This window comes from Streptomyces sp. NPDC048142 (assembly GCF_043202835.1).
In the GTDB taxonomy this organism is placed as follows: Bacteria; Actinomycetota; Actinomycetes; order Streptomycetales; family Streptomycetaceae; genus Streptomyces.
Genome location: NZ_JBIDBC010000044.1, coordinates 1 through 22835 on the forward strand (window position 1 = coordinate 1; position 22835 = coordinate 22835).

Sequence of the window (22835 nt, forward strand, 5' to 3'; positions counted from 1 at the left end):
CCGAGTACGAGGAAGCCTTCTGGCAGAGCCAGGAGCAAGTCCCGCAGTCCGCCTGAACCATCAAGATCGGACTCTACGAAACTCGGGGCAGCTCAGCGGGCCTCCGATCAGCGCAGCTGTCGACGAAGTGGAAGTCCCTCTGCCGACCGCGGGGTTCGACGAGCGGGTAGATCTGGTCTTTCGGGCTCCGAAGCGTGGGCGCGATCAGTTGCTCGCCAAAGGGTTGTGCGAGCGACAAGGTTGGGCTATCCGACCGGCCGGTGAGCAGGAAGATCCCGGACGGCCGGACGACCAAGCTGCTTACGTCGTAGAAGTGCGGCTCCCCGGCTCGCGCAAGGGCGCTGAAACCGGTGCCCGCCAGCGTCTGCTGGAGGTTGTGGGAAAGCACGTATCCGTAACCATCGTGGGAGGGTCTCTCGTCCGTGCCGAGGCGTCTGAGCCGATAGTGACTTGGCGCGTCTTTCGGGAGTCCTCCAGCTGGCGAAACAGGCGGGGCCTCGGCTGGTTGTCCTCGCTGCGTACCCAGTCGGGCCTCGCCGACGAGCAGCGCACCATCGGTGTTGCCCCGTCCGTCGATGAACCGGAGGTCCGCGAGCTACTTGGGCGACAGCGGCTCGGAGGCTTCGAGTTTGATGAGTCGCGCCACGGCGTGCGCAAAAGCGTGGGGCCCAAGGCCAATGAGACGGATGAGGACGAAAATCCCTGGTGGCACGGCCGTCGAGGGAAAACGCTCCGCCTTGCCCTGGCATTCCTACTCATGTTCTACGGCTGGCTCGCGTACGACCGTTCTTTGCTCGGCCAGCTGGCTATGTTCGCGCCGCTCGCCGTCGCCGCATGGTTCGTCGGCAACTGGTACACGAGTAATCAGCGTCGCCCCTGGCCCTTGCGCTGGGCGGCCGGGACCTTGATCCTCGCCAGCAGCACAATGCCCGGATACATGTGGCACCAACAGAACCCCTACGGCGCCGCCGCGCAGATCAGAAGCGTTCTGCTTACGTTCGCCTGTCTGGCTCTGCTGTGGTCTGTACCCCGAGGCTGCTGGTTTGCCGTTCGCCAGACCTGGATCAGCAGGCACGCCGTCGGCCTGCTTACCGTGCTCGTCCTGCCCCTGCCGTGGGTCCTGCCGTTCGTCGGCTCGTTCTTGCAGTTCCTGTACGTGGAGGACGCTTTCGGAATCCCCGCCGACTCGGTCTCCACGCCCGTCTATTGGACCAGTGCAGCTGCACTGCTCCCCACTCTCGGCTGCTTGGGGCTACTCCTGCCGCCTCTGGCTCTCTACGGCTGGGCTCGCCATTTCCACTGGACCTGGGAGAAGAGCATGGTGAGCGTCCTGTCCACTGTTGCCGCAGTCGTGCTCGTCGTCACTGGAGGACTTGCGTTCATGAGCCGGACCTCCGATGCGGCCCACCGCGCGGCCCGTGACGTAGTGAACGCGACTGCACCGGATTCCTACTTCGGCATCCAGGGAGTGCGGATCTGCGTACAGCCGCTCAAAGGCAAGCTCTCCGTGCACAACGGACCACTCCCGACCGATCGTCCGCTGCTCACTTTCAGCACGGATGGCGATGTCCTCTACCTGTGGGACCCGGTGCGCGTCCGGGAACATGGCGGACCCGATCCCGTAATGTCGGTGCGCTCGGCAGAGGTCTCGACATACGCAGTGAGCGACGGTCAGAGCCGCTGCCCGGAGCAGCCGTGAGGCGCGACAAGCAGAACGTCAGCCACCCCAGGCGCTGATCTCGCACCGACCCGTTCCAGGCAAAAGAGGTCGGTAGAAAGTGAGCACCCAGGGCACATCCAGGGCACATGAGCCTGGGAAACGGCGTTGATCCGTGAGAACTACCGAGAGGAGTTTTCCCAGGTCAACGCACATTCCCAGGGGAAATCCCAGGTCAGTGCCCTCCCGCACCCAATCGCTCCACGAGTGGCAGGACTTCTCCCACCGGCTGCACGACGCGGGGCACCAGACGTACTGCCTGGTGTGGCCCTGACCCCGGAGTTCATGAGTCCGGGGCAGGTCTTCGGATCTGCTCGGATCAGAGCGGCTCAGGGCGGCTCAGGGCGGCTCAGGGCGGCTCAGGGCGGCTCAGGGCGGCTCAGGGCGATTCGGAGTGGATCAGAGCGGATCGCCGCGTGCGGGGCGGACGTCGGCGAGCACGGACCGCTCCCGTCCGTCCGGTCCCCACGATGTGATGGATCTCGTCCACATCCGGCGCGGCGGTGCCCGCCGGGCTGATGCCGTGCCCGCACCGCCATGCGTCGGCCGTCGCGGAGGCGGCGGGGCACGCCCCGCCGAACCCCGCCGAACTCCGGCGCATCCCTGCCGGACCCCGTCGAATCCCCGTCGAATCCCTGGCAGGCCGTCCCGCCCCGGTGGCATCCTGACCGGGTGAACGGACCCGAGATCACCCTCGAAGTAGCCCCTGAGCTGCGGCTCTTCGTCCCGCATGACCGCCGTGGCGGGCCCACGCCCCTCGTCACGGACGGCTCCTCGACCCTCGGCCATGTCATCGAGTCCCTGGGCGTCCCGCTCACCGAGGCCGGAACGCTGCTGGTGAACGGCGCACCGGTGGCCCGCTCGCATGTGCCCGGTCCCGGCGAACACGTCGACGTGCGCGCCGTGGAACGCCCCCAGCAGGTCCCCGGCGCACCCCTGCGTTTCCTTCTCGACGTCCATCTCGGCACGCTGGCCCGCCGGTTGCGGCTGCTGGGCGTGGACGCCGCGTACGAGAGCGAGGACATCGGCGACCCCGCCCTGGCCACCCTCTCGGCGCGGGAGCGGCGTGTCCTGCTCTCCCGGGATCGCGGGCTGCTGCGCCGCCGCGAGATCTGGGCGGGGGCGTACGTCTACAGCGACCGCCCCAAGGAGCAGCTCCGCGACGTCCTCGGCCGCTTCGCTCCGGCCCTGGCCCCGTGGACCCGCTGCACCGCGTGCAACGGCACCCTGACCGGGGCCGCGAAGGACTCCGTGAGCGGATTGCTGGAGCACGGCACGCAACAGGCGTACGACGTGTTCGCCCAGTGCACGGAGTGCTCCCGGGTGTACTGGCGCGGCGCCCATCACGGCCACCTGGAGACGATCGTGTCCGAGGCGGTCCGCGAATTCGGGGGCGCGGCGGCGTAATCCCGGAGTCCCCGCTTCCGCGCGCCCCGCACCCGGCGCCCGGCGCCCGACCCGGTGGGCGTAAGACTCCGAAGGCCTGCGACTCCGTAGGCGTAGGCGTCAGAAGGCGTACGGGTCCCCGGTCGCGGGCGCCAGCACCGTGTGCGCGTCGTTCCCCGAGTCCGCGTCGCGCGTCCCGCCGCTCCACACTGTGTCGACCCGCACGACCACCTCGGCCGGGCGGTCCGCCAGCCGCAGGTCCAGCGCGGTCCGCCGGGCCTGCCCGGCGGCGGTCAGGGCGCCCGTCTCGCACAGCACCGCCGCCCTGCCGCCCCACAGGCAGCCCGGAGGAAGCTGCTGCCGTACGGACAGCGGCTCGGAGAACCGCAGCCGCACCGTCGACGCGGGTACGTCGGTGGGCCCCCGGTTCGCGGTCCGGAGCCGGATCTCCAGCCGGTCGCTCCAGAGGGAGACGTGCCCGTGATGGGAGACGTCCGCCTCCGGTGCGGCGGGGACAGCAGGGACAGCGGGGGCGGCGGGGGCGGCGGCCGCGAAGGAGACGGGGTCGGCATCGGCCACCGGCACCGCGGTCGCGGCCGGCACGGTCGTCGCCGCGGCCACGGCCACGGCGACGGACAGCGGCATCAACAGTCTTCTGCTCAGCATCAACATGCCCGGAACATACCGATCACACCGATTAGTCCGATGAACATACCGTCCTGACGCGCTCTCCCCCACCCGCACAGCCCACGGCCCGCCCCGCAAGGCAGGCAGCCACCCCCCGCACCGGCATGCGCGCCCACGACCACCCCTCACGGGCCTGCGGCCGCCCGCGCAACAGGGCGCCCACCACGCCTGCCTATTCTTTCCCCGTACCCGATCAGCTGTCCGAGGAGATCGCCATGGCCGCCACCCCCATCGCCGTCGTCACCGGCGCGAGCAGCGGCATCGGCGCCGCGACCGCCCGTACGCTGGCCGCCGCCGGCTTCCGGGTCGTGCTGACCGCCCGCCGCAAGGACCGCGTCGAGGCGCTCGCCGCCGAACTCACCGAGGCCGGTCACCAGGCGACGGCCTACCCCCTGGACGTCACCGACCGTGCGGCGGTCGACGAGTTCGCCACCGCGTTCCGCTCCCTCGCCGTCCTCGTCAACAACGCGGGCGGGGCGCTCGGGGCCGACCCGGTCGCGACCGGCGACCCCGCCGACTGGCGCCAGATGTACGAGACGAACGTGATCGGCACCCTCAACGTCACCCAGGCCCTGCTGCCCGCCCTCACCGCGAGCGGCGACGGCACGATCGTGATCCTCTCCTCGACCGCGGCGCTGTCCGCGTACGAGGGCGGCGGCGGTTACGTGGCGGCCAAGCACGGCGAGCACGTCCTCGCCGAGACCCTGCGGCTGGAGATCGTCGGCACCCCGGTCCGCGTCATCGAGGTGGCCCCCGGCATGGTCAGGACCGAGGAGTTCGCCACCACCCGCTTCCGCGGCGACACCGAGAAGGCGGCCAAGGTCTACGCGGGCGTCGACGCCCCCCTGACCGCCGAGGACGTGGCCGACACGATCGGCTGGGCCGTCACGCGCCCCAGCCACGTCAACATCGACCTCCTGGTGGTCCGCCCCCGCGCCCAGGCCTCCAACACGAAGGTCCACCGGACGCTGTGAGCAGGGTGCCGGGGACCGGTGTTCCGGTCCCCGGCGTCAGAGGTTCCGCACGTCGGCGTCAGCAGACGTTCCGCACATCGGCGTCAGCAGACGTTTCGCACATCGGTGTCAGACGTCCGTGAACGTCGTCGCAGGAGTTCTTCAGGCCGGGGCGCCGGCGCGCTCCGCGACGAGGACGGGGTTGTCGTGCGGGGTGATCGTGCAGCGTGCTCCCGGTACCAGCGCCGTCGCCTCCCAGCTGGGCAGGTCGGCCTTGCACACGGCTCCGGAGTCCGTGGTGAGGTGCAGCCGGGTGGTGGGGCCGAGGAAGGTCGCCACCCGTACGGTCGCGGGGGCGCCCGTCCCGCCGTCGGCGGCGCCGATCGCCAGGCTCTCGGGGCGCAGCAGTACGTCGACCTCGGCACCGGCCGCGGGGGTCGCGCCGTGGATGGGCAGCCGCCGCCCGAACAGCTCGACGACCCCGCCGTCCCGGACGGTGCCCGGCAGCCGGTTCATGGTGCCGACGAACTCAGCGACGAAGGGCGTGGCCGGGCGGTCGTACAACTCGCCGGGCACGGCGCACTGTTCGAGCTGCCCGTCCTTCATCACGGCGACGCGGTCCGCCATGGACAGCGCCTCCTCCTGGTCATGGGTGACGAAGACGGTGGTGATGCCGAGATCCAGCTGGATGCGCCGGATCTCCTCGCGCAGAGTGAGCCTCACCTTGGCGTCCAGCGCGGACAGCGGCTCGTCGAGGAGCAGCACCCTGGGCCGGATGGCCAGCGCGCGGGCGAGCGCGACGCGCTGCTGCTGGCCGCCGGACAGCTGGTGCGGGTAGTGGCCCTCACGGCCGGGCAGGCCGACCAGGTCCAGGAGTTCCTGGGCCCGCTCCTTGCGCTCGGCGTTCGCCCGGCCCCGTACCCGCAGGCCGTACGCGACGTTCTCGGCGGCCGTCATGTTCGGGAACAGACTGTACGACTGGAAGACCATGCCGATGTCACGGCGGTGGGCCGGGACCGAGGTGACGTCCTGGCCGTCCATCAGCAGCTCGCCGCCGTCGGCGCTCTCGAAGCCCGCGATGATCCGCAGCGCGGTCGTCTTGCCGCAGCCGGACGGCCCGAGCAGGGCGACCATCTCGCCGGGGGCGATGTCCAGATCGAGTCCGTCGAGAGCGACTGTGGAGCCGAACTTCCGGCGCAGTTGCTTGAGTTGCACGGGGACGGTCATGACACGGTCTTCTTTCGGTTCTCGCGGCCGGAGTTCGCACGACGGCGGCTCCGGCCACCGGCCAGGGTGGTGAGCAGGAGCAGCAGCCCCCAGGTGATCAGCAGGCTCAGCATCGCGGCGGCGACCGACAGCTGGGCCTCGGAGTCCTTGATCTCCACCATCCACACGGAGAAGGGGCGGTAGGAGAGCACGGAGGCGACGGTGTACTCGCCGAGCACCATGGCCAGGCTGAGCACGGCGCCGCCCACCACGGCGGTCCGCAGGTTCGGCACGACGACCTGCCACAGCGTCTGGAGGCGCGAGGCGCCCAGGCTGCGGGCGGCCTCGACGAGGGTGCGCAGGTCGACGGCGCGCAGCCCGGCGTCCAGCGAGCGGTACAGGAACGGCAGGGACATGACCGTGTAGACGAGCACGAGGATCAGCGGGAAGTCCTCGTCCCGCAGGACCTGGAAGGTCATGTACAGGGGCGTGTCGGCCAGGTCCTGTTCCCAGGACAGCACCGTGGTGACGCCCGCGACCAGCGCGATCGGCGGGACGACCAGCGGCATCATGCACAGGACCTCGACGATCCGGCGCAGCCTGGGCAGATAGAGCGAGATCGCGACCAGGGTCGGCACCATCAGGAGCAGTCCGCAGACGATGGTGGCCAGGCCCAGGCGCACCGAGAGCATCAGGCTGGTGGTCAGCCCCTCGGCGCCGAGTCCCTTGGTGTACGCGTCGAAGCTGATGCCCTCGACCTCGTTGACGCTGAACCAGATCGAGGCGCCGATGGGGACCAGGAAATACAGCGCGGCGAGCGGCAGGACGACGCCTCGCGAGGTGAACTTCATCCGAGCCATCGGGCACTCCTGCGCTGCAGCGGTATCTGTACGGCCATCACGAGCAGCGCGATCACGACCATGTTGAGGCTCATGGCGAGGGCGAGGTTCTCCTGGCCCACCAGGACGTTGCCGTTGAGGGCGTTGGCGATCTGGATGGTGATCAGCGGCTGCGACGAGCCGACCATCACGGCGGCGGTGGCGTGCGAGGCGAACGCGGTGCCGAACATCAGCACCGCACCGCCGAGCAGCGAGGGGGTCAGCACCGGGATGCCGACGTGCCGCCAGTACTGCCCGCGGGTCGCGCCGCAGGACGCGGCGGCCTCCTGCCACTGGGAGCGCAGGCCGTCGAGGGCGGGCAGGACGGTCACCACCATCAACGGGATCATGAAGTAGAGGTAGGCGAGCACCAGGCCGGTGAAGCTGTAGAGGCTGAAGCCCGTCCGGTCCAGGTGGAACAGCTGGGTGACCGTGCCGGTGGTGCCGAGCGTCGCGATGAAGGCGAAGGCGAGGGGCGCGCCGGAGAAGTTGGCGAGCACCCCGCTGGCCGAGACGACGACGCCCCGCAGGGCCGGCCGCGGGGAACTGACGACGGCCTGGGCGATCAGTGTGCCGATGACGGTCGCCAGCAGCGCGGTCACGAGCGAGAGTTCGACGCTCCCGGTCAGTCCGGTCGCGTACGCCCCGGACAGCGACCCGCTGACGTTCTGTGTCGAGAAGTGGCTGGCGCCGCTCGCCGTGTCGACGACGGTGAACGCCCCGTACACCATGGTCCCGGCGGGCAGCCCGAAGCACACCGCGAGAAACGCGAAGAAGGGAACGACGACGGGCCAGCGGTGCCGCCCGGCGCCGCGGCGCCGGGCGCCGCCGTTCCGTACCGGGGGTGAGGGACGGGCGTGGGCGGCGGCCGGGCCCGCCGCGGGCGCGGAGTCCGCCAGGGTGGCGGCTCCGCTGCCCGCGGGGGAAGGTGCGGTCTTGTCGGGCATGCTTAGCTGACCGCCTTGCCCCAGCCCTGGACGACCGTCTCCTTGGCCTTCGCCTCCTGGTCCGCGGTCGGCTCCTTGGGAGTGCCGTGGACCTCGGGGATCTCGGCGAGGGCGGCCTTGTTGGCGGTGCCGTCCTTCTTCATCGCGTCCAGGAGTGCCGGGCGGGAGAAGCCCTTGAGCCAGATGTTCTGGCCCTCGGGGCTGTAGATGAACTCCAGCCACAGGCGGGCGGCGGCCGGGTGCGGGGCGTACTTGTTGACGCCCTGGTTGTAGTAGCGCGAGTACAGGCCGTCGGAGGGCACCGAGACCTGCCAGTCGATGCCCTTGGCCTCAAGCTTCTTGCCGTAGCCCAGGTTGAGGTAGTCCCAGTCGATCGAGATCGGCGTCTCGCCCTGCTGGATGGTGGCGAGCGTGGACAACGCGGGGACGAAGTTGCCCTTCTTCTTCAGCTCCTGGAAGAAGTCCAGACCCGGCTGGGCGTCGTCCAGCGAGCCGCCGTTGGCCAGCGAGGCGGCGATGACGGTGGCCAGCGCGGACCCGGACTCGGTCGGGTCGCCGTTGAGCGCGACCTTGTTCCGGTACTCGGGCTTGAGCAGGTCCTTGAACGTCTCGGGGCAGTTCTTCACGGCCTTGGCGTCACAGCCGATGGAGATGTAGCCGCCGTAGTTGTTCATGAAGGAGGCGTCCGGCTGCTTCTGGGACTCCGGGATGTCGTCCCAGCCCTCGACCTTGTACGGCGCGAGGAGGTCCTGGTTCTTGGCCTCCTGCATGTACGAGGTGCCGAGGTCCAGCGCGTCGACGGCCCGGCTCTGGCCCTTGCGCTTGGCCGCGGCGTTCAGCGCGCCCTGGCTGCTGCCGCCCGGGTCCTCGTTGTTGACCTCGATGTCGTACTTCTTCTCGAAGGCCGCGATCATCTCGCCGTAGTTGGCCCAGTCCGGGGCGAGGGCGTAGACGTTGAGCTTGCCCTCCTTCTCCGCCGCCGCGACGAGCTTCTCCATACCGCCGAGGTCCGCGGCCGATTCCGCCTTCGCGGCCTTGCTGTTCTTCGCACCGTCGTTGTCGGGTGCGGAGCCACAGCCGGTGGCCACCAGAGCGGTGAGGCCGGCGAGGGCCGCGGCGGTCAGAACGCGGCGGGGATGATGTGCCTTCACGATGCGTACTCCTGGGTCTGCGGCGAGCCACCTGTATGGACAAGCCATCGTCAGTAAGCCAGCCGAAGCTAGCAGCCAGGAGACCGGCAGGTAAAGCTTTGCGGAGGTAAAAACTGCAGGTCAGAAGCGTTATGAAGACGTAGGTTTACCTACCCCCAAAGCGGTTAGACGCAGGGTTCGCACTTCGAGGGGAACACCGATTGCGCGCAGCAGAAGGATGCGCCGCGCAACGTGCGGATGACATGATCGTCCCGCGTGCGCACCACGCGCAAAAGAATCCCGGCAGCCCGAAAGCCCCAAGGAGAGACGTGACCCGACGGCACCAGCAGATCGCCGACGAGCTGCGCCGCGCCATCGCCGAAGGCACCCACCCCGTGGGCTCCGAGCTGCCGTCCGAATCCCAGCTGGCCCTGGCCCACGGCGTGTCCCGGGGCACCCTCCGGCAGGCCTTCGGCACGCTCCAGTCGGAGGGCCTGATCGGCTCCCGGCAGGGCGCCCGCCGGACGGTCCTGTCCACCACGCCCAGCCAGAGCTTCACCGAGCTGCGCAGCTTCGCCGAGTGGGCCAGGGCCGGTGACCGCGCCCCCGGCGGCCTGGTGCTCCGCTCACGCCGGGCGAAGGCGACCGAGGCACAGGCCGCCCAGCTCCAGCTCGCGCCCGGCGAACCGGTCCTGCACGTCCTGCGGGTGCGCACCCTGGACGGCGAGCCGGCGCTCCTGGAACGCACGGTGTACGCCGGGTGGGCCGCGGCGGCCGTCGAGCGGCTGCCGGACGACTGCGAGTCGGTCACCCAGTGCCTGTACGACGAGGCCGGCGTGCTCATGAGCCACGGCGAGCACCACCTGGACGCGGTCGCCGCGGGCACCACGGACGCCCAGGAGCTGGGCGTCCGGCGCGGCTCCCCGCTGCTGCGGGTGCGCCGCACCACGACCACGTCCGAGGGCCGCCCGGTGGAGACCTCGGACGACCGTTACCGGCCCGGTTCGGTCGTCTTCACCGTACGCAATTCGGTTCAGGCCAATTCGCTGGTCCGCACCGCCGCCGACTGACACCCGGCCGCGCACCGCCCCTGATCCGCCCCTGACCAGCCCCTGACCAGCAGGGAATTTCCCCCGGTAGTCCATCCCAAGTCCATCCCGGTCCATCCCAGGAACAGCGAGCCCCGTATGCCCCCGCTTCCCCGCCCCGCCGCCCTGCTGTGCGACATGGACGGCACCCTCGTCGACACCGAGCACGCCTGGCTGGACACCGTCGCCGGGTTTCTGCGGACGCAGGGCTCCCCGGCCGATGCGGACACGCTCGCCCCGTTCGCGGGCGCCGCGGTGGCCGACGCGGCCGGTCGTCTCGTACGCGCCGGTCTCACCGCCCTGACGGAGGCGGAGGCGACCGCCCGCCTCGACCGGGAGTTCACCGCACGGGTGGCGGCCGGGGTGAGCATCCAGCCGGGCGCCCTCCGGCTCCTGGACCGGGCGCGCGCGCTGGGGGTGCCGACCGCCCTGGTGACCGCGTCCGAACGGCATGTGGCCGACCTGGTGCTGGACACCCTGGGCCGGCACCGGTTCGACACGTCGGTCACCTCGGGCGAGACGGCACGCGGGAAGCCGCACCCCGACCCGTACCTGGCCGCCGCGGCCGCGCTCGGGGTGGCTCCGCAGGACTGCCTGGCCGTCGAGGACACCCCCACGGGCGCCGCCGCCGCACTGGCCGCGGGGTGCCGCCTGCTCGCCGTCCCGTCGGTGCCCGGCATCGAGCCGGGACCGCGCACGGTCCTGGTCACCTCCCTGACGGAGGCGGACCTGGCGGAGGCGGCGTAGGGCCTCCTCGCCGGCCGGTGAGGGGTGCCGCCATCGGCGGCGACGCCCCTCACCTCAGCCCTTGACTCAGGGGATCTGTCAGTCCGACGCGGATGGCCCGTCAGCCCTTGACGCAGGTGGTCCGTCAGCCCTTGACGCAGATGACCTGCTTGAGCTTCGCGACGACCTCGACCAGGTCCCGCTGCTGCTCCATGACCTGCTCGATCGGCTTGTACGCGGCCGGGATCTCGTCCAGGACTCCGGAGTCCTTGCGGCACTCCACACCGCGCGTCTGCTCCTCCAGGTCACGCACCGTGAAGCGGCGCTTGGCCGCGTTCCGGCTCATCCGGCGGCCGGCTCCGTGGGAGGCCGAGTTGAACGCCTTCTCGTTGCCCAGGCCCTTCACGATGTACGAGCTGGTGCCCATCGAGCCGGGGATGATCCCGAACTCGCCGGAGCCGGCGCGGATCGCTCCCTTGCGCGTGACCAGCAGGTCCGCCCCGTCGTAGCGTTCCTCCGCCACGTAGTTGTGGTGGCAGGAGATCTCCTGCTCGAAGACCGGCTTCGCCTTCTTGAACTCCTTGCGGACCACGTCCTTGAAGAGCGCCATCATGATCGCGCGGTTGTACTTGGCGTACTCCTGCGCCCAGTACAGGTCGTTCCGGTAGGCGGCCATCTGCGGGGTCTCCGAGATGAAGACGGCCAGGTCCCGGTCGACGAGGCTCTGATTGTGCGGAAGCTTCTGCGCGATACCGATGTGGTGCTCGGCGAGTTCCTTGCCGATGTTGCGGGAGCCCGAGTGCAGCATCAGCCACACCGCACCATCACTGTCGAGACAGAACTCGATCATGTGGTTGCCCGAGCCCAGCGTTCCCATCTGCTTCGTGGCGCGCTCCTGGCGGAACTTGACCGCATCGGCGATCCCCCCGAACCGCCCCCAGAAGTCGTCCCATCCCGCCGTCGAGAACCCGTGCAGCTTCCCCGGGTCCACCGCGTCGCCGTGCATCCCCCGGCCGACCGGAATGGCCTGCTCGATCTTGGAGCGCAGCCGTGACAGGTCGCCGGGAAGATCGTTCGCGGTGAGGGAGGTCTTGACGGCGGACATCCCGCAGCCGATATCCACCCCCACCGCGGCCGGGCACACCGCGCCCTGCATCGCGATCACCGAACCGACCGTCGCCCCCTTGCCGAAGTGGACGTCCGGCATGACGGCGAGACCCTTGATCCACGGCAGCGTGGAGACGTTGCGCAGCTGCTGCATCGCGACGTCCTCGACCGACCCGGGGTCCGCCCACATCCGGATGGGAACCTTCGCTCCCGGCACTTCTACGTACGACATAACTCCTCGATTCCCCCGAAAAGACAGAAAGCGCAAAACCGGTGCCAAGATCGGCAAACCTGTCGGCCGACCGGCATTCACAGCGGCGCGTGCGATACACATTGTGTCCATCGGCCGCCTCCGAGCGGCAACCCGTTTTATTTCGTACCGAAGGGAGCCTGGGACGGTGCGACACATGGCGTACGTACCCGGCGTCGCGCTTCTCGCAGCGCTCGTCGTCGGCTGCAGCGCCGGCGCCGACAGCAACGCGAACGGCGCCGGCGGCGACGCGGGCAGCCCGACGGTCACGCCCGCGCCCCGCGGCAAGTACCTGACCCTGCCCGCCCCCTGCCGTGCCGTGCCGCGCGGCACGCTGAAGGACCTGCTGCCCGGAGCCGCGGAACTGCCCGATGGCCAGCAGGAGAAGGCGTTCCGGGGTACGGCGTCCGTCACGTACGACACCGACCGCAAGGTCGGCTGCGGCTGGAAGTCCGACGCGCCGGACGCCACGCACCGCCTCTCCATCGACTTCGAGCGCGTCGTCTCGTACGACCCCACGGTCAGCGACGACGACCGCGCCGACGCGGTGTACACGAAGAAGGTGCGGGCCGCCGGCCTGTCGTCCTCGGCGACCCCCGGGCCGGACGCCGAGAAGAACACCGGGACCCCGGGCGAGAAGGGCCAGGAGAGGGACGAGGACAAGGGCTCCGGCGAGGGGGAGTCGGAGGACGCGGCGGGGAACGCCACGGCCTCGGCGGACCCCTCGTCCCCCTCCGGAGAGCCTTCCGGGCGGACCGGCGGAACCGGCGAAAGCAGCGGAAACAGCGGCAGTCCGGAGGCCGCCCTCCCCTCACGCATCCTCGACAACCTCGGAGATGCCGCATTTCTGCAGGATCTGCCCACTCGGGCAGGTTCCACCGCACACCACCGCACGGTGAGCGTGGTATTCCGCACATCGAACGTGGTCGTGACCGTCCGGTACGCCGAGCAGCCCGCCCTCGCCACCCAGGCGTCCGACAGCAGGGAACTCCAGGAGAAGGCCCAGGCACTGGCCCGGAAGCTGGCCGAGACGCTCAGCGAATAGCCCCCGCCCGAGGGGCCCCCACCGGCCGGATTCCGGTCGCCGGGGGCGCTCGGCGGCGGCACGGGACGGCCGCCGCCCGTCGTACCGTGGCTGTCCGGAAGACGTACCGACCCGCTACCGAGCCCGCCCGTACACCGCACGAACCCGAGACCTCCAGCACCGAGAGCTCCGTGCCATCCGAGTGAAGGAACCATGCACCGATCAGCCCCGCGCCTGTCCCGCATCCTCGCCTGCGCCGCCGTTCCGGTGATGCTCGTAGCCGTCGGCTGCTCGTCGGACTCCGACTCCGACTCCGACGGCAAGAAGAACGCGGGCTCCTCGTCGTCCGGCACCCCCAGCACCAAGCCCTCGGAGCCCACCGTCGAGGCGGCGAAGTTCACCGACCTGCCCGACCCGTGCGCCTCGGTCACGAAGAAGACGGTCAAGGACCTGGTGCCGTCGGCCAAGAAGAAGAACGGCACGGCCGGCCGGTCCAACGACCTGGCGGCCCGGAGCAGCTGTTCCTGGAACGGCCTGGACGACAAGGGCGTCAAGGGCTCGCAGTACCGCTGGATGGACGTCGGCTTCACCCGGTTCGACTCGGACCAGTCGCTGGGCAGCGGCGCCAAGCGCGCCGCCGACGACTACGCGAAGCAGGTCACCAAGACGAAGGCCACCGAGGGCGCCGAGAAGATCGCCGCGGAGCCCACCGCCGGCATCGGCGAGGAGGCCACCCTCATCACCTACGGCCTCAGCAAGACGGACGAGGACTTCGTGTACGCCACCGTCGTGGCGCGCACGGGCAATGTCGTCGTCACCCTGACGTACAACGGCGCGGGCTACGCGGGGGCGAAGACGCCTTCGTCCGCGGACATCGTCAAGGGCGCCCAGAAGGCGGCGAAGGAGGCGGTCGCCGCAGTCGCCGACACCTCCGACGCCAAGGTCACTCCCCCGGCGAAGGGCGGCGCCGAGGAGGACTCCGAGGACGCCAAGGACCCCAAGACGGACACGGCCAAGGGGAGCGACAGCGACAGCGACGACCCCAAGTCCAAGTCCAAGCCGAAGCCGTAGCCGAAGCCGCATCCGTAGCCATAGCCGCATCCGTAGCCGTATCAGCAGCCATATACGTATCCGTAGCCGAGCCGCTGACGATCCACCCGGGCGTCCGCACCCGTGACGTGACCTGAGATCCGCGATGCGGGCAGGACGCGAACGCCCTCTTCCCGCACCGATTTCCCGAAACCCGGCCCTCCCCGAGGGCCGGGTTTCGCACGTTTCCGACCCACCCGGCGGCATGCGCCTGACACTTTCGTGCCACTCCGGATTCAGCGAGTAACGCCCCCGGGATCCGCACATCACCGTTTGGCACCTACCGGTCACCTCTATTGAGAGGCGCATCAGGGCTCGGCACGATGGTGCTCGTCATGTTCCATCCGCTCAGAGAAAAGGAGTGTCACCGATGAAGAAGGCTTTCTACGAGACCCCTGAGTTCAATTCTGCGGGCTCCTTCCGCAGCAAGACCGGCCTGGTCGTCATCATCCAGGCCGACTGGAATGCTCCCGGCTGGTTCTAGACCTCGATCAGCAGGAGATAACTGTGATGGATCACGGCACGCCACACTTCCTGGCCTTTCCTGATCGGGACGATGCGGCGGCCGTGGTCCGTCGCCTGCGTTCCGCCCATCCCGGCCTGAAGTCGATCGACCATCCTTCGGGCCGCCCCTGGGTCCTGGGCGCCTGGGACGACGAGGACCTGGCCGTGGCCCGCGCCGGACGCAGTTCCGTGGCGCTGATCGGCACCCTTCCAAGGCTCGGAGGCGAACTCCAGGACCTGGCCGCCCGGCTGAACGGCTCCCCTGCCGCTCTCGACAGCCTGCCGTCCGCCCTGCCCGGCGACTTCCACGTGATCGCCAGCATCGCCGGCGCTCTGCACGTCCAGGGCACCGCCTACGGCACGCGGCGGGTCTACCACGCCCGCGTCGACGGCACGGTGGTCGCCTCGGACCGGGCGCTGCGCCTGGCCGAACTCACCGGTGCGTCCACCGACATGTCGGCACTGGCCTGGAAGCTGCTGCTGCCGGTGCCGCGGCACCTGGACGGCCGCACCATGTGGCTCGGCATCGACGCCGTGGAGCCCGGTCTGCGCATGGTGGTCGGCGAGGGCGACGAACGGGTCCGCACGGTACGCCGGCACCGGCCGCCCGAGCCCCGGCTGCGGATGGCCGAGGGCGCCGCGGCCGTACGGGAGGCGCTGGTCGCCGCGGTAGGCGCGCGAACCCATCGCGGTGGGCTGATGAGTTCCGACCTGTCCGGCGGCCTCGACTCCACTTCGCTCAGCTCGATCGCCGCGGGCCAGCTCGGCGAGGGTGAATTCATCGCCTGCACCAATGGCGGTGACGAATCCATCAATGAGGACGGCCACTGGGCGCGGGTCGCGGCATCCGCATGGCCTCATGTGGAGCATTATCAGCTCCCCTCGGAAGAACAGCCGCTCTTCTATTCCGGTGCGCTCGACACCTCGTGCCGTTCCGATTTCCCGGGAATGATCGCGGTCAGCCGGAAACGTGCGACGATCCTCATGTCCCGTATGGCAGAACGCGGCTCCCGGCTGCATATGGGCGGCCAGGGCGGAGATCATCTGTTCTTCAGCTCCGGATCGCACTATTACAGTCTGCTGGCCCGTCGCCCTGTTCTCTCCCTTCAGCGTATTCGCGCCTATGGAATTCTCTACGGCTGGTCCTGGACCACCGTGCTGCGCCAGTTGGCCGACAGAGGTTCCTACCACGGCTCACTGGCCGCCATCGACCTGGACAAGTCGGGCGACCTCGGCTTCAGCGCCCCCGGACTGAACTGGGTACGCCAACCCGTGGTGCCGTCCTGGCTCACGGCGGACTGCCGGGAACTGCTGGCGAAGGAACTCGCCGGCGTGGTCGCGGAGGCGGAGCCCCGTAGTCCGGTCGTCAGCCGGCACCTGGAGCTGGACAACCTCCTCACCACCACGCTGGACATGGCGTCCACCTGCGATGCCTCCCGTCTCGCCGGAGTGCCGCTGACCATGCCCTACTTCGACGAAGGCGTGGTGGACGCCGCGCTCTCCGTCCGCGTCGAGGACCGGGCGACCCCCTACGCGTACAAACCGCTGCTGATGGAGGCGATGCGCGGAATCCTCCCGGACGCGTGCCGGGCCCGCACCTCCAAGGCCGAGGGCAGCTTCGACGCGGTCGGCGGCCTCTACCGCCATCGCGCCGAACTCATCGAGCTGTGGCAGGAGAGCGCGCTGGGCAAGGCAGGGCTGATCGACGCCGCCCATCTCGCGGATCTGTGCACGCGGCCCGGCACCCCGGACCTCGCAGACGGGTCCATCAACTCCACGCTCAGTTGTGAGGTCTGGCTGCGTTCCATCGCGTGACGAGTGACGACGCGATGACGTGACGACGCGATGACGGAACCCACCCGACAGACAAGGATGAGCCAGGCATGAAACTGCGCAACCGAAAGCATCTGGTCGTCACCGACACCGAATACGGCGCCGTGCTGCTGGACACCAAGAGCGGAGAGTACTGGCAGCTCAACCCGCCCGGCGCGGTGATCGTCCGGACGCTGCTGGACGGTGAGGGACCCGATGAGGCGATCCGGCGGGTCACCGGCAGCTTCGAGGTGGAGAGCGACCGGGCCGCCGCCGACGTGCACGCGCTGATCGAGGCCATGCGCTCGGCCGGGGTGGTGGAGAAGTGAGTGTCACCGTCGCGCTCAACCGCGACCATCGCCCGCGCCCCTGGAAGCTCCGCCTGCAGACCAGGCTCGCCATCTGCCTCGCCCGGATCCTGGCGCTGTTCAAGCCGTACGTGCTGCGTCGCGTCCTCACGCGGCTGAGCAAGGGCGCGGCGGCCGCCGACGCCGCCGAGGTCACGACCGCGCGGGACTCCGTTCTCGCCTCCAGCCTCGGGCTGCACGGACTGCGCGCCTGCCTGCCCCGTTCCCTGGCGACGGCGCTGCTGTGCCGGCTCCGGGGAACCTGGCCCACATGGTGCGTCGGGGTGCGCACGGCACCGCCGTTCGCCGCCCACGCCTGGGTCGAGGCCGGGCCGGAGATGATCGGCGAGACGGGCGGTTACGACAGCTACTCACGGCTGTTCACCGTGCCACCGGCCACGCCGCTTCCCTCTCGGACGCGGGACCAGGACCAGCGCCAGGCGAAGAAGCAGGCACAGGAGCAGACGCAGGAGCAGGTAAAGAAACAGACGCAGGATTAGTCCGCCCGGCCCGGCGGAGACCCCGTCAGGTTGCTGCCGTGGACTGCCTCCAGAGCCGTCCGCGCTCCTCCCCGCGCAACAAAACTCGCACATATGTGCCAGGCTGTGCCATCGCCGGGCGTCGGACGCCCGGCTGAAGAACAGGGCCGGGCGCTGAAGCCGGGTTCGGGTACAGAGGTCGGGGAGGGGATCGCGCGTGGCCGCGATGCAGCTGACACGCACGCACCGCATACTCATCGGGGTCGTCATCGCCGGTGCGGTGCTCATCGCCGCGATCGGCTTCGCGGGCTCCTACGCCGCAGTGCGCGAGCTCGCGGAGGAGAAGGGCTTCGGGACGTTCTCCCTGGTCTTCCCCATCGGCATCGACGCGGGCATCTGCGTCCTGCTCGCCCTGGACCTCCTGCTCACCTGGATGCGGATCCCGTTCCCGCTGCTGCGCCAGACCGCGTGGCTGCTGACCGCCGCGACGATCGCGTTCAACGGCGCCGCCTCCTGGCCCGACCCCCTGGGCACCGCGATGCACGCCGTGATCCCGGTGCTGTTCGTCGTCTCCGTCGAGGCCGCCCGGCACGCGGTGGGCCGGATCGCGGACATCACCGCCGACAAACACATGGACGGCGTCCGCCTCACCCGCTGGCTGCTCTCCCCCATCCCCACGTTCAAGCTGTGGCGGCGGATGAAACTGTGGGAGCTGCGCAGCTACGAGCAGGTCATCAAGCTCGAACAGGACCGGCTGATCTACCAGGCCCGGCTCCAGGCCCGCTTCGGCCGCAACTGGCGGCGCAAGGCCCCGATCGAATCGATGATGCCGCTGCGGCTGGCGAAGTACGGCGTACCGCTCGCCGAGACCGCCCCGGCCGGACTCGCCGCCGCCGGGATCGAACCGGCCCTGCTGCCGCCGGTCGAGGCGTCCCGCCCGAAGGCGGAGCTGGCGTACGAGCCCCAGCAGGAGCAGGCGCTGCAACACCCACAACACCAGCAGCAGATCTCACTCCAGAAGCAGGCACCCCAGCAACCTCAGCCCCAGCGAGGGCCCGCGCAGCCCGAGCAGCCCCAGCTGGCCCAGCAGACCCAACTCCCGGAGCACCAGGCCCTGGAGACCTCGCAGGTCCCGCCCACCCACGACAGCCCCTGGTTCGCCGCCCAGAAGCTCCCGGAGACCCCGCACCCCAGCGCGTACGACCCGCAGCACGCCGAGAACCTGGAGCCCGCCCCGGCCGCCGTCCCCCTGGGCCCCGGCCGCACCCGGCCCCTCGGCGACGTCGGCACGATCGGCGCGGTCCCGCACCCCCGCGGCGAAGGCCTCCGCGAGGAGCCGCAGGCGGGTCCGGAGCCCGTACAGCAGGCGCGGCCCGTGCCGCAGGCCGCCGACGAGGAGCCGCCCGCCGTCCCCGCCCCCGGCCCCGAGGACGCGCCGCAGTTGGAGGAGTGGTCCCAGGAGGACAACGACTTCGCCGACCGCGCGTACGAGGAGTTCAGCGCGTACACGGACCAGGAGGGCCAGTACCCCAACGTCGAGACCCTCGACATCCACCTGGCCGACCGGCACGACGTGCATCACCCGCGCTCGACCGAGCTGCTCCAGGACCTGATGCCACGGTTCCGGGACCTCTACATGCGGCGCGTGACGGCCGACCAGAGCGCCTGAGCCGCAGTCGTACAGATCTGCGGCCGCAGACGCAGACGCAGACGAAAGGGCCGCCACCCGGAAATCCGGACGGCGGCCCTTCCCCGTTACGTACGCGGTCACGTACGCCGTTACGCGCCCAGCAGCCTCCGCACCCGGTCCGCCCCCACCGCGAGCAGCAGCGTGGGCAGGCGGGGCCCCGTGTCACGGCTGACGAGCAGCCGGTAGAGCAGCGCGAAGAAGGACCGCTGCGCGGCCTTCAGCTCGGGCGTCGGCTTGGCGTCCGGCTCAAGACCGGCCAGCACCTTCGGCACGCCGTAGACGAGCGTGGTGAGTCCGTCCAGCGACCAGTGGGTGTCCAGGCCTTCCAGGAGGAGGCGCAGCGACTCGCGGCCCTGCTCGTCGAGCGAGCCCAGCAGTTCCTTGTCGGGCTCGTCCCGGACGATCGTGCGGGCCTCGGCCGGGACCTGGGTGGTGATCCAGTTCTCGGCGCGGTCGAGGCGCGGACGCGCCTCGTCCAGCGAGGTCAGCGGGTTGTCCGGGTCCAGCTCGCTGAGGATGCGCAGCGTCTGGTCCTCGGCGCCCGCGGTGATGTCGGCGACCGAGGCGAGCGTCCGGTACGGCAGCGGGCGCGGGGTGGCCGGCAGCTCCCCGGCCGCCGTGCGGATGGCCCGGGAGTACGCGGCGGCGTCGGCGGGCAGCACCGTACCGTCGGCGACCTTGCGGCCCAGCGAGTCCCACTCGTCGTACAGCCGCTGGATCTCCTGGTCGAAGGCGATCTTGAACGACTGGTTGGGCTTGCGGCGGGCGTAGAGCCAGCGCAGCAGCGGCGCCTCCATGATCTTCAGCGCGTCGGCCGGGGTGGGCACCCCGCCCTTGCTGGAGGACATCTTGGCCATGCCGGAGATGCCGACGAAGGCGTACATGGGCCCGATGGGCTGCACGCCGTCGAAGACCTCGCGGACGATCTGGCCGCCGACGACGAAGGAGGAGCCGGGCGAGGAGTGGTCGACGCCGCTGGGCTCGAAGATCACACCCTCGTAGGCCCAGCGCATCGGCCAGTCGACCTTCCACACGAGCTTGCCGCGGTTGAACTCGCTCAGGCGGACCGTCTCCGCGAAACCGCAGGCCGAGCAGGTGTAGTTCAGCTCGGTCGTGTCGTCGTCGTAGGAGGTGACGACGGTGAGGTCCTTCTCGCAGTTGCCGCAGTAGGGCTTGTACGGGAAGTAGCCGGCGGTGTTGCCGCTGCCGTCGTCCTCGTCGGCGGCGCCGGAGCCCTCGGCGGCCTCCAGCTCGGCCTCGTCGGCCTTCTTCTGCTGCTGCGGCTTCTTGCCGCCCTTGGCCGCGGAACCGGCCGCCGCCGGGTCCTTCTTCGTCCGGTAGCGGTCCAGGACGGCGTCGATGTCGGCGCGGTGCTTCATCGCGTGCAGGATCTGCTCGCGATAGGTCCCGGCGGTGTACTGCTCCGTCTGGCTGATTCCGTCGTACTCGACGCCCAGCTCGTCCAGGGCCGCCGTCATGGCGGCCTTGAAGTGCTCGGCCCAGTTCGGGTACGCGGAGCCTGCCGGGGCGGGCACCGAGGTCAGCGGCTTGCCGATGTGCTCGGCCCAGGACGCGTCCACGCCCGGAACCCCGTTGGGGACCTTCCGGTAGCGGTCGTAGTCGTCCCAGGAGATCAGGTGGCGCACGGTGTACCCGCGGCGGCGGACCTCGTCGGCGACCAGGTGCGGGGTCATGACCTCGCGGAGGTTGCCGAGGTGGATCGGGCCCGAGGGGGACAGACCGGAGGCGACGACGACCGGTTTGCCAGGCGCACGACGCTCCGATTCGGCGATGACATCGTCCGCGAAGCGGGAGACCCAGTCGGTCTCGGTGCTGGTCTGACTCTCGGCCACGGTCGGCACGTCCTTCTCTCGTCTGTCGTTTCCCGATGGGGTACGGCCCATTCTCCCAGCTACCCCCCGCAGCGCGAAAACGGCTTTACGCCCCGTGGGATACTGGGGTGATCCCTTGTACCCCTACGGAAACGGCAGCCAGCCATGGCCTCGGTCCCTTCCCTCGCTTCCACGCTCCAGCAGCAGCTGGCGGACGCCCTGACGGCAGCTCTGCCGGATGCCGGCACCGCGGACCCGCTGCTGCGCCGAAGCGACCGGGCCGACTTCCAGGCCAACGGCATCCTGGCGCTCGCCAAGAAGCTCAAGGGCAATCCGCGGGAGCTGGCCGCCCAGGTCACCGCCGCCCTCCCGGCGGGCGGGCTGATCAAGGACATCGAGGTCTCCGGGCCCGGCTTCCTCAACATCACGCTCACCGACCGGGCGATCGTCGAGACGCTGGCCGCCAGGTCGGCGGACGACGGCGGCCGGCTCGGCGTGCCGCTGAAGGCGCAGGCCGGGACGACGGTCATCGACTACGCCCAGCCGAACGTCGCCAAGGAGATGCACGTCGGCCACCTGCGGTCGGCGGTCATCGGCGACGCGATGGTCAAGATCCTGGAGTTCACCGGCGAGAACGTCGTCCGCAGGCACCACATCGGCGACTGGGGAACCCAGTTCGGGATGCTCATCCAGTATCTGATCGAGCACCCGGGCGCCCTGAAGCACGAGGGCGGCGCGAGCGACGGCGAGGCGGCGATGTCGACGCTGAACCGGGTCTACAAGGAGTCACGGGTCCTGTTCGACTCCGACGAGGAGTTCAAGGCGCGCTCCCGGGACCGGGTGGTGGCCCTCCAGGCCGGGGACCCCGAGACGCTGGAGCTGTGGCAGGGCTTCGTCGACGAGTCGAAGATCTACTTCCACTCGGTCTTCGACAAGCTCGACATGGAGATCAGCGACCCGGACATCGTCGGCGAGTCCGGCTACAACGACATGCTGGAGGAGACCTGCCGGATCCTGGAGGAGACGGGCGTCGCCGTCCGCTCCGAGGGTGCGCTGTGCGTGTTCTTCGACGACGTCAAGGGCCCGGACGGCAACAAGGTCCCGCTCATCGTGAAGAAGACGAACGGCGGCTACGGCTACGCGGCCACCGACCTCTCCGCGATCCGGAACCGGGTGCAGGACCTCAAGGCCGACACCCTGGTGTACGTGGTGGACGTCCGGCAGTCGCTGCACTTCAAGATGGTCTTCGAGACGGCCCGCCGGGCGGGCTGGCTGGGCGAGGACGTGCAGGCCGTGCAGCTCGCGTTCGGCACGGTCCTCGGCAAGGACGGCAAGCCGTTCAAGACCCGGGAGGGCGAGACCGTGCGGCTGGAGGACCTCCTCGACGAGGCGGTCGACCGGGCCACGGCGGTCGTCCGGGAGAAGGCCGAGAAGGTCGGCCTGTCCGAGGACGAGATCGTGGAGAACGGCCGGTACGTCGGGATCGGGGCCGTGAAGTACGCGGACCTGTCCACCTCCGCCGTACGGGACTACAAGTTCGACCTGGACCAGATGGTGTCGCTGAACGGCGACACCTCGGTGTACCTCCAGTACGCGTACGCCCGGATCCAGTCGATCCTGCGCAAGGCGGGCGACGCGGTCCCGGCCGCCCACCCGGAGCTGGAGCTGGCCCCGGCGGAGCGCGCGCTCGGCCTGCACCTGGACCGGTTCGGCGAGGTGCTCGCCGAGGTCGCGGCGGGCTACGAGCCGCACAAGCTGGCCGCGTATCTCTACCAGCTGGCGTCCCACCTGACCACGTTCTACGACCAGTGCCAGGTGCTCAGCCCGGACAACGCCCCCGAGGTCGTCGCGAACCGGCTCTTCCTGGTGGACCTCACCGCCCGGACCCTCCACCAGGGGATGGCGCTGCTCGGCATCCGCACGCCCGAGCGGCTCTGACCCCGGAGCGTACGCGCGTGGGCCCCGGCACGGGTGATGCGGGTG

General features: G+C 70.0%; 19 protein-coding genes. 12 read left to right on the forward strand and 7 right to left on the reverse strand.

Features of this window, described 5'->3' with window-relative positions:
• The first annotated feature begins 127 nt into the window (after positions 1-127).
• Both ACGF2Y_RS33490 and ACGF2Y_RS33495 read left to right on the forward strand, forming a co-directional pair.
• Complete coding sequence (locus tag ACGF2Y_RS33490; RefSeq protein WP_392955224.1) at positions 128-1699, forward strand: hypothetical protein; 1572 nt, start codon at positions 128-130, stop codon at positions 1697-1699.
• Between the two features lie 690 nt (positions 1700-2389).
• Positions 2390-3124: a Mut7-C RNAse domain-containing protein gene (locus tag ACGF2Y_RS33495; protein WP_392955226.1), complete on the forward strand. Its 735-nt coding sequence runs from the start codon at positions 2390-2392 to the stop codon at positions 3122-3124.
• 99 nt (positions 3125-3223) lie between these two features.
• Here ACGF2Y_RS33495 and ACGF2Y_RS33500 read toward each other — a convergent pair whose 3' ends face one another.
• Positions 3224-3775: a hypothetical protein gene (locus tag ACGF2Y_RS33500; RefSeq protein WP_392955228.1), complete on the reverse strand. Its 552-nt coding sequence runs from the start codon at positions 3773-3775 to the stop codon at positions 3224-3226.
• Between the two features lie 230 nt (positions 3776-4005).
• Here ACGF2Y_RS33500 and ACGF2Y_RS33505 point away from each other — a divergent pair, with 230 nt between their 5' ends.
• A complete protein-coding gene (locus ACGF2Y_RS33505; protein WP_392955230.1) occupies positions 4006-4764 on the forward strand; it encodes an SDR family NAD(P)-dependent oxidoreductase in 759 nt (252 codons plus the stop codon).
• 141 nt (positions 4765-4905) lie between these two features.
• Here the strand turns inward: ACGF2Y_RS33505 and ACGF2Y_RS33510 are convergent, their stop codons facing one another.
• Genes ACGF2Y_RS33510 through ACGF2Y_RS33525 form a run of 4 tightly spaced genes read right to left on the reverse strand, consistent with a single transcriptional unit; the run spans position 4906 to position 8925 of the window.
• Complete coding sequence (locus ACGF2Y_RS33510; RefSeq protein WP_392955232.1) at positions 4906-5970, reverse strand: ABC transporter ATP-binding protein; 1065 nt, start codon at positions 5968-5970, stop codon at positions 4906-4908.
• Positions 5967-6809: an ABC transporter permease gene (locus ACGF2Y_RS33515; RefSeq protein ID WP_392955233.1), complete on the reverse strand. Its 843-nt coding sequence runs from the start codon at positions 6807-6809 to the stop codon at positions 5967-5969. The genes ACGF2Y_RS33510 and ACGF2Y_RS33515 overlap by 4 nt, the downstream gene beginning before the upstream one ends.
• The gene (locus ACGF2Y_RS33520; protein WP_392955235.1) at positions 6797-7774 is read right to left on the reverse strand and encodes an ABC transporter permease; all 978 of its coding nucleotides are present in this window, start codon (positions 7772-7774) and stop codon (positions 6797-6799) included. The genes ACGF2Y_RS33515 and ACGF2Y_RS33520 overlap by 13 nt, the downstream gene beginning before the upstream one ends.
• A gap of 2 nt (positions 7775-7776) precedes the next feature.
• A complete protein-coding gene (locus ACGF2Y_RS33525; protein ID WP_392955237.1) occupies positions 7777-8925 on the reverse strand; it encodes an extracellular solute-binding protein in 1149 nt (382 codons plus the stop codon).
• 308 nt (positions 8926-9233) lie between these two features.
• Between ACGF2Y_RS33525 and ACGF2Y_RS33530 the strand changes: the two genes are divergently transcribed.
• Both ACGF2Y_RS33530 and ACGF2Y_RS33535 read left to right on the forward strand, forming a co-directional pair.
• Complete coding sequence (locus ACGF2Y_RS33530; protein ID WP_392955239.1) at positions 9234-9974, forward strand: GntR family transcriptional regulator; 741 nt, start codon at positions 9234-9236, stop codon at positions 9972-9974.
• A 117-nt stretch (positions 9975-10091) separates the two neighbouring features.
• Positions 10092-10739 carry an HAD family hydrolase gene (locus tag ACGF2Y_RS33535; protein ID WP_392955241.1) on the forward strand — a complete coding sequence of 216 codons (648 nt, stop codon included), beginning with the start codon at positions 10092-10094 and terminating at the stop codon, positions 10737-10739.
• A gap of 124 nt (positions 10740-10863) precedes the next feature.
• On the opposite strand, the gene ACGF2Y_RS33540 is transcribed toward ACGF2Y_RS33535, so the two are convergent.
• Entirely contained in the window at positions 10864-12057 is a 1194-nt protein-coding gene (locus tag ACGF2Y_RS33540; RefSeq protein WP_392955243.1) for an RtcB family protein, read from the reverse strand.
• Between the two features lie 175 nt (positions 12058-12232).
• On the opposite strand from ACGF2Y_RS33540, the gene ACGF2Y_RS33545 reads away from it, so the two are divergent.
• The 6 genes from ACGF2Y_RS33545 (at position 12233) to ACGF2Y_RS33570 (ending at position 18999) form a co-directional block, all read left to right on the forward strand.
• Complete coding sequence (locus tag ACGF2Y_RS33545) at positions 12233-13120, forward strand: DUF3558 domain-containing protein (RefSeq protein ID WP_392955245.1); 888 nt, start codon at positions 12233-12235, stop codon at positions 13118-13120.
• Between the two features lie 192 nt (positions 13121-13312).
• Entirely contained in the window at positions 13313-14170 is an 858-nt protein-coding gene (locus ACGF2Y_RS33550) for a DUF3558 domain-containing protein (protein ID WP_392955246.1), read from the forward strand.
• 528 nt (positions 14171-14698) lie between these two features.
• Positions 14699-16507 (forward strand): asparagine synthase-related protein, encoded by a 1809-nt coding sequence (locus ACGF2Y_RS33555; RefSeq protein ID WP_392955247.1) that lies wholly within the window; start codon positions 14699-14701, stop codon positions 16505-16507.
• 68 nt (positions 16508-16575) lie between these two features.
• Positions 16576-16833 (forward strand): lasso peptide biosynthesis PqqD family chaperone, encoded by a 258-nt coding sequence (locus ACGF2Y_RS33560; protein WP_392955249.1) that lies wholly within the window; start codon positions 16576-16578, stop codon positions 16831-16833.
• Entirely contained in the window at positions 16830-17351 is a 522-nt protein-coding gene (locus ACGF2Y_RS33565) for a lasso peptide biosynthesis B2 protein (protein WP_392955251.1), read from the forward strand. Before ACGF2Y_RS33560 ends, ACGF2Y_RS33565 begins: the two co-directional genes overlap by 4 nt.
• Positions 17352-17547: 196 nt before the next feature.
• On the forward strand, positions 17548-18999 hold the full coding sequence (locus ACGF2Y_RS33570) for a DUF2637 domain-containing protein (protein WP_392955252.1): 1452 nt from the start codon (positions 17548-17550) through the stop codon (positions 18997-18999).
• A 110-nt stretch (positions 19000-19109) separates the two neighbouring features.
• Here the strand turns inward: ACGF2Y_RS33570 and lysS are convergent, their stop codons facing one another.
• Positions 19110-20882 (reverse strand): lysine--tRNA ligase, encoded by a 1773-nt coding sequence (lysS, locus tag ACGF2Y_RS33575; protein WP_392955254.1) that lies wholly within the window; start codon positions 20880-20882, stop codon positions 19110-19112.
• Positions 20883-21017: 135 nt separating this feature from the next.
• Between lysS and argS the strand changes: the two genes are divergently transcribed.
• Entirely contained in the window at positions 21018-22790 is a 1773-nt protein-coding gene (argS, locus tag ACGF2Y_RS33580) for an arginine--tRNA ligase (RefSeq protein WP_392955256.1), read from the forward strand.
• The last annotated feature ends 45 nt before the right edge of the window (positions 22791-22835 follow it).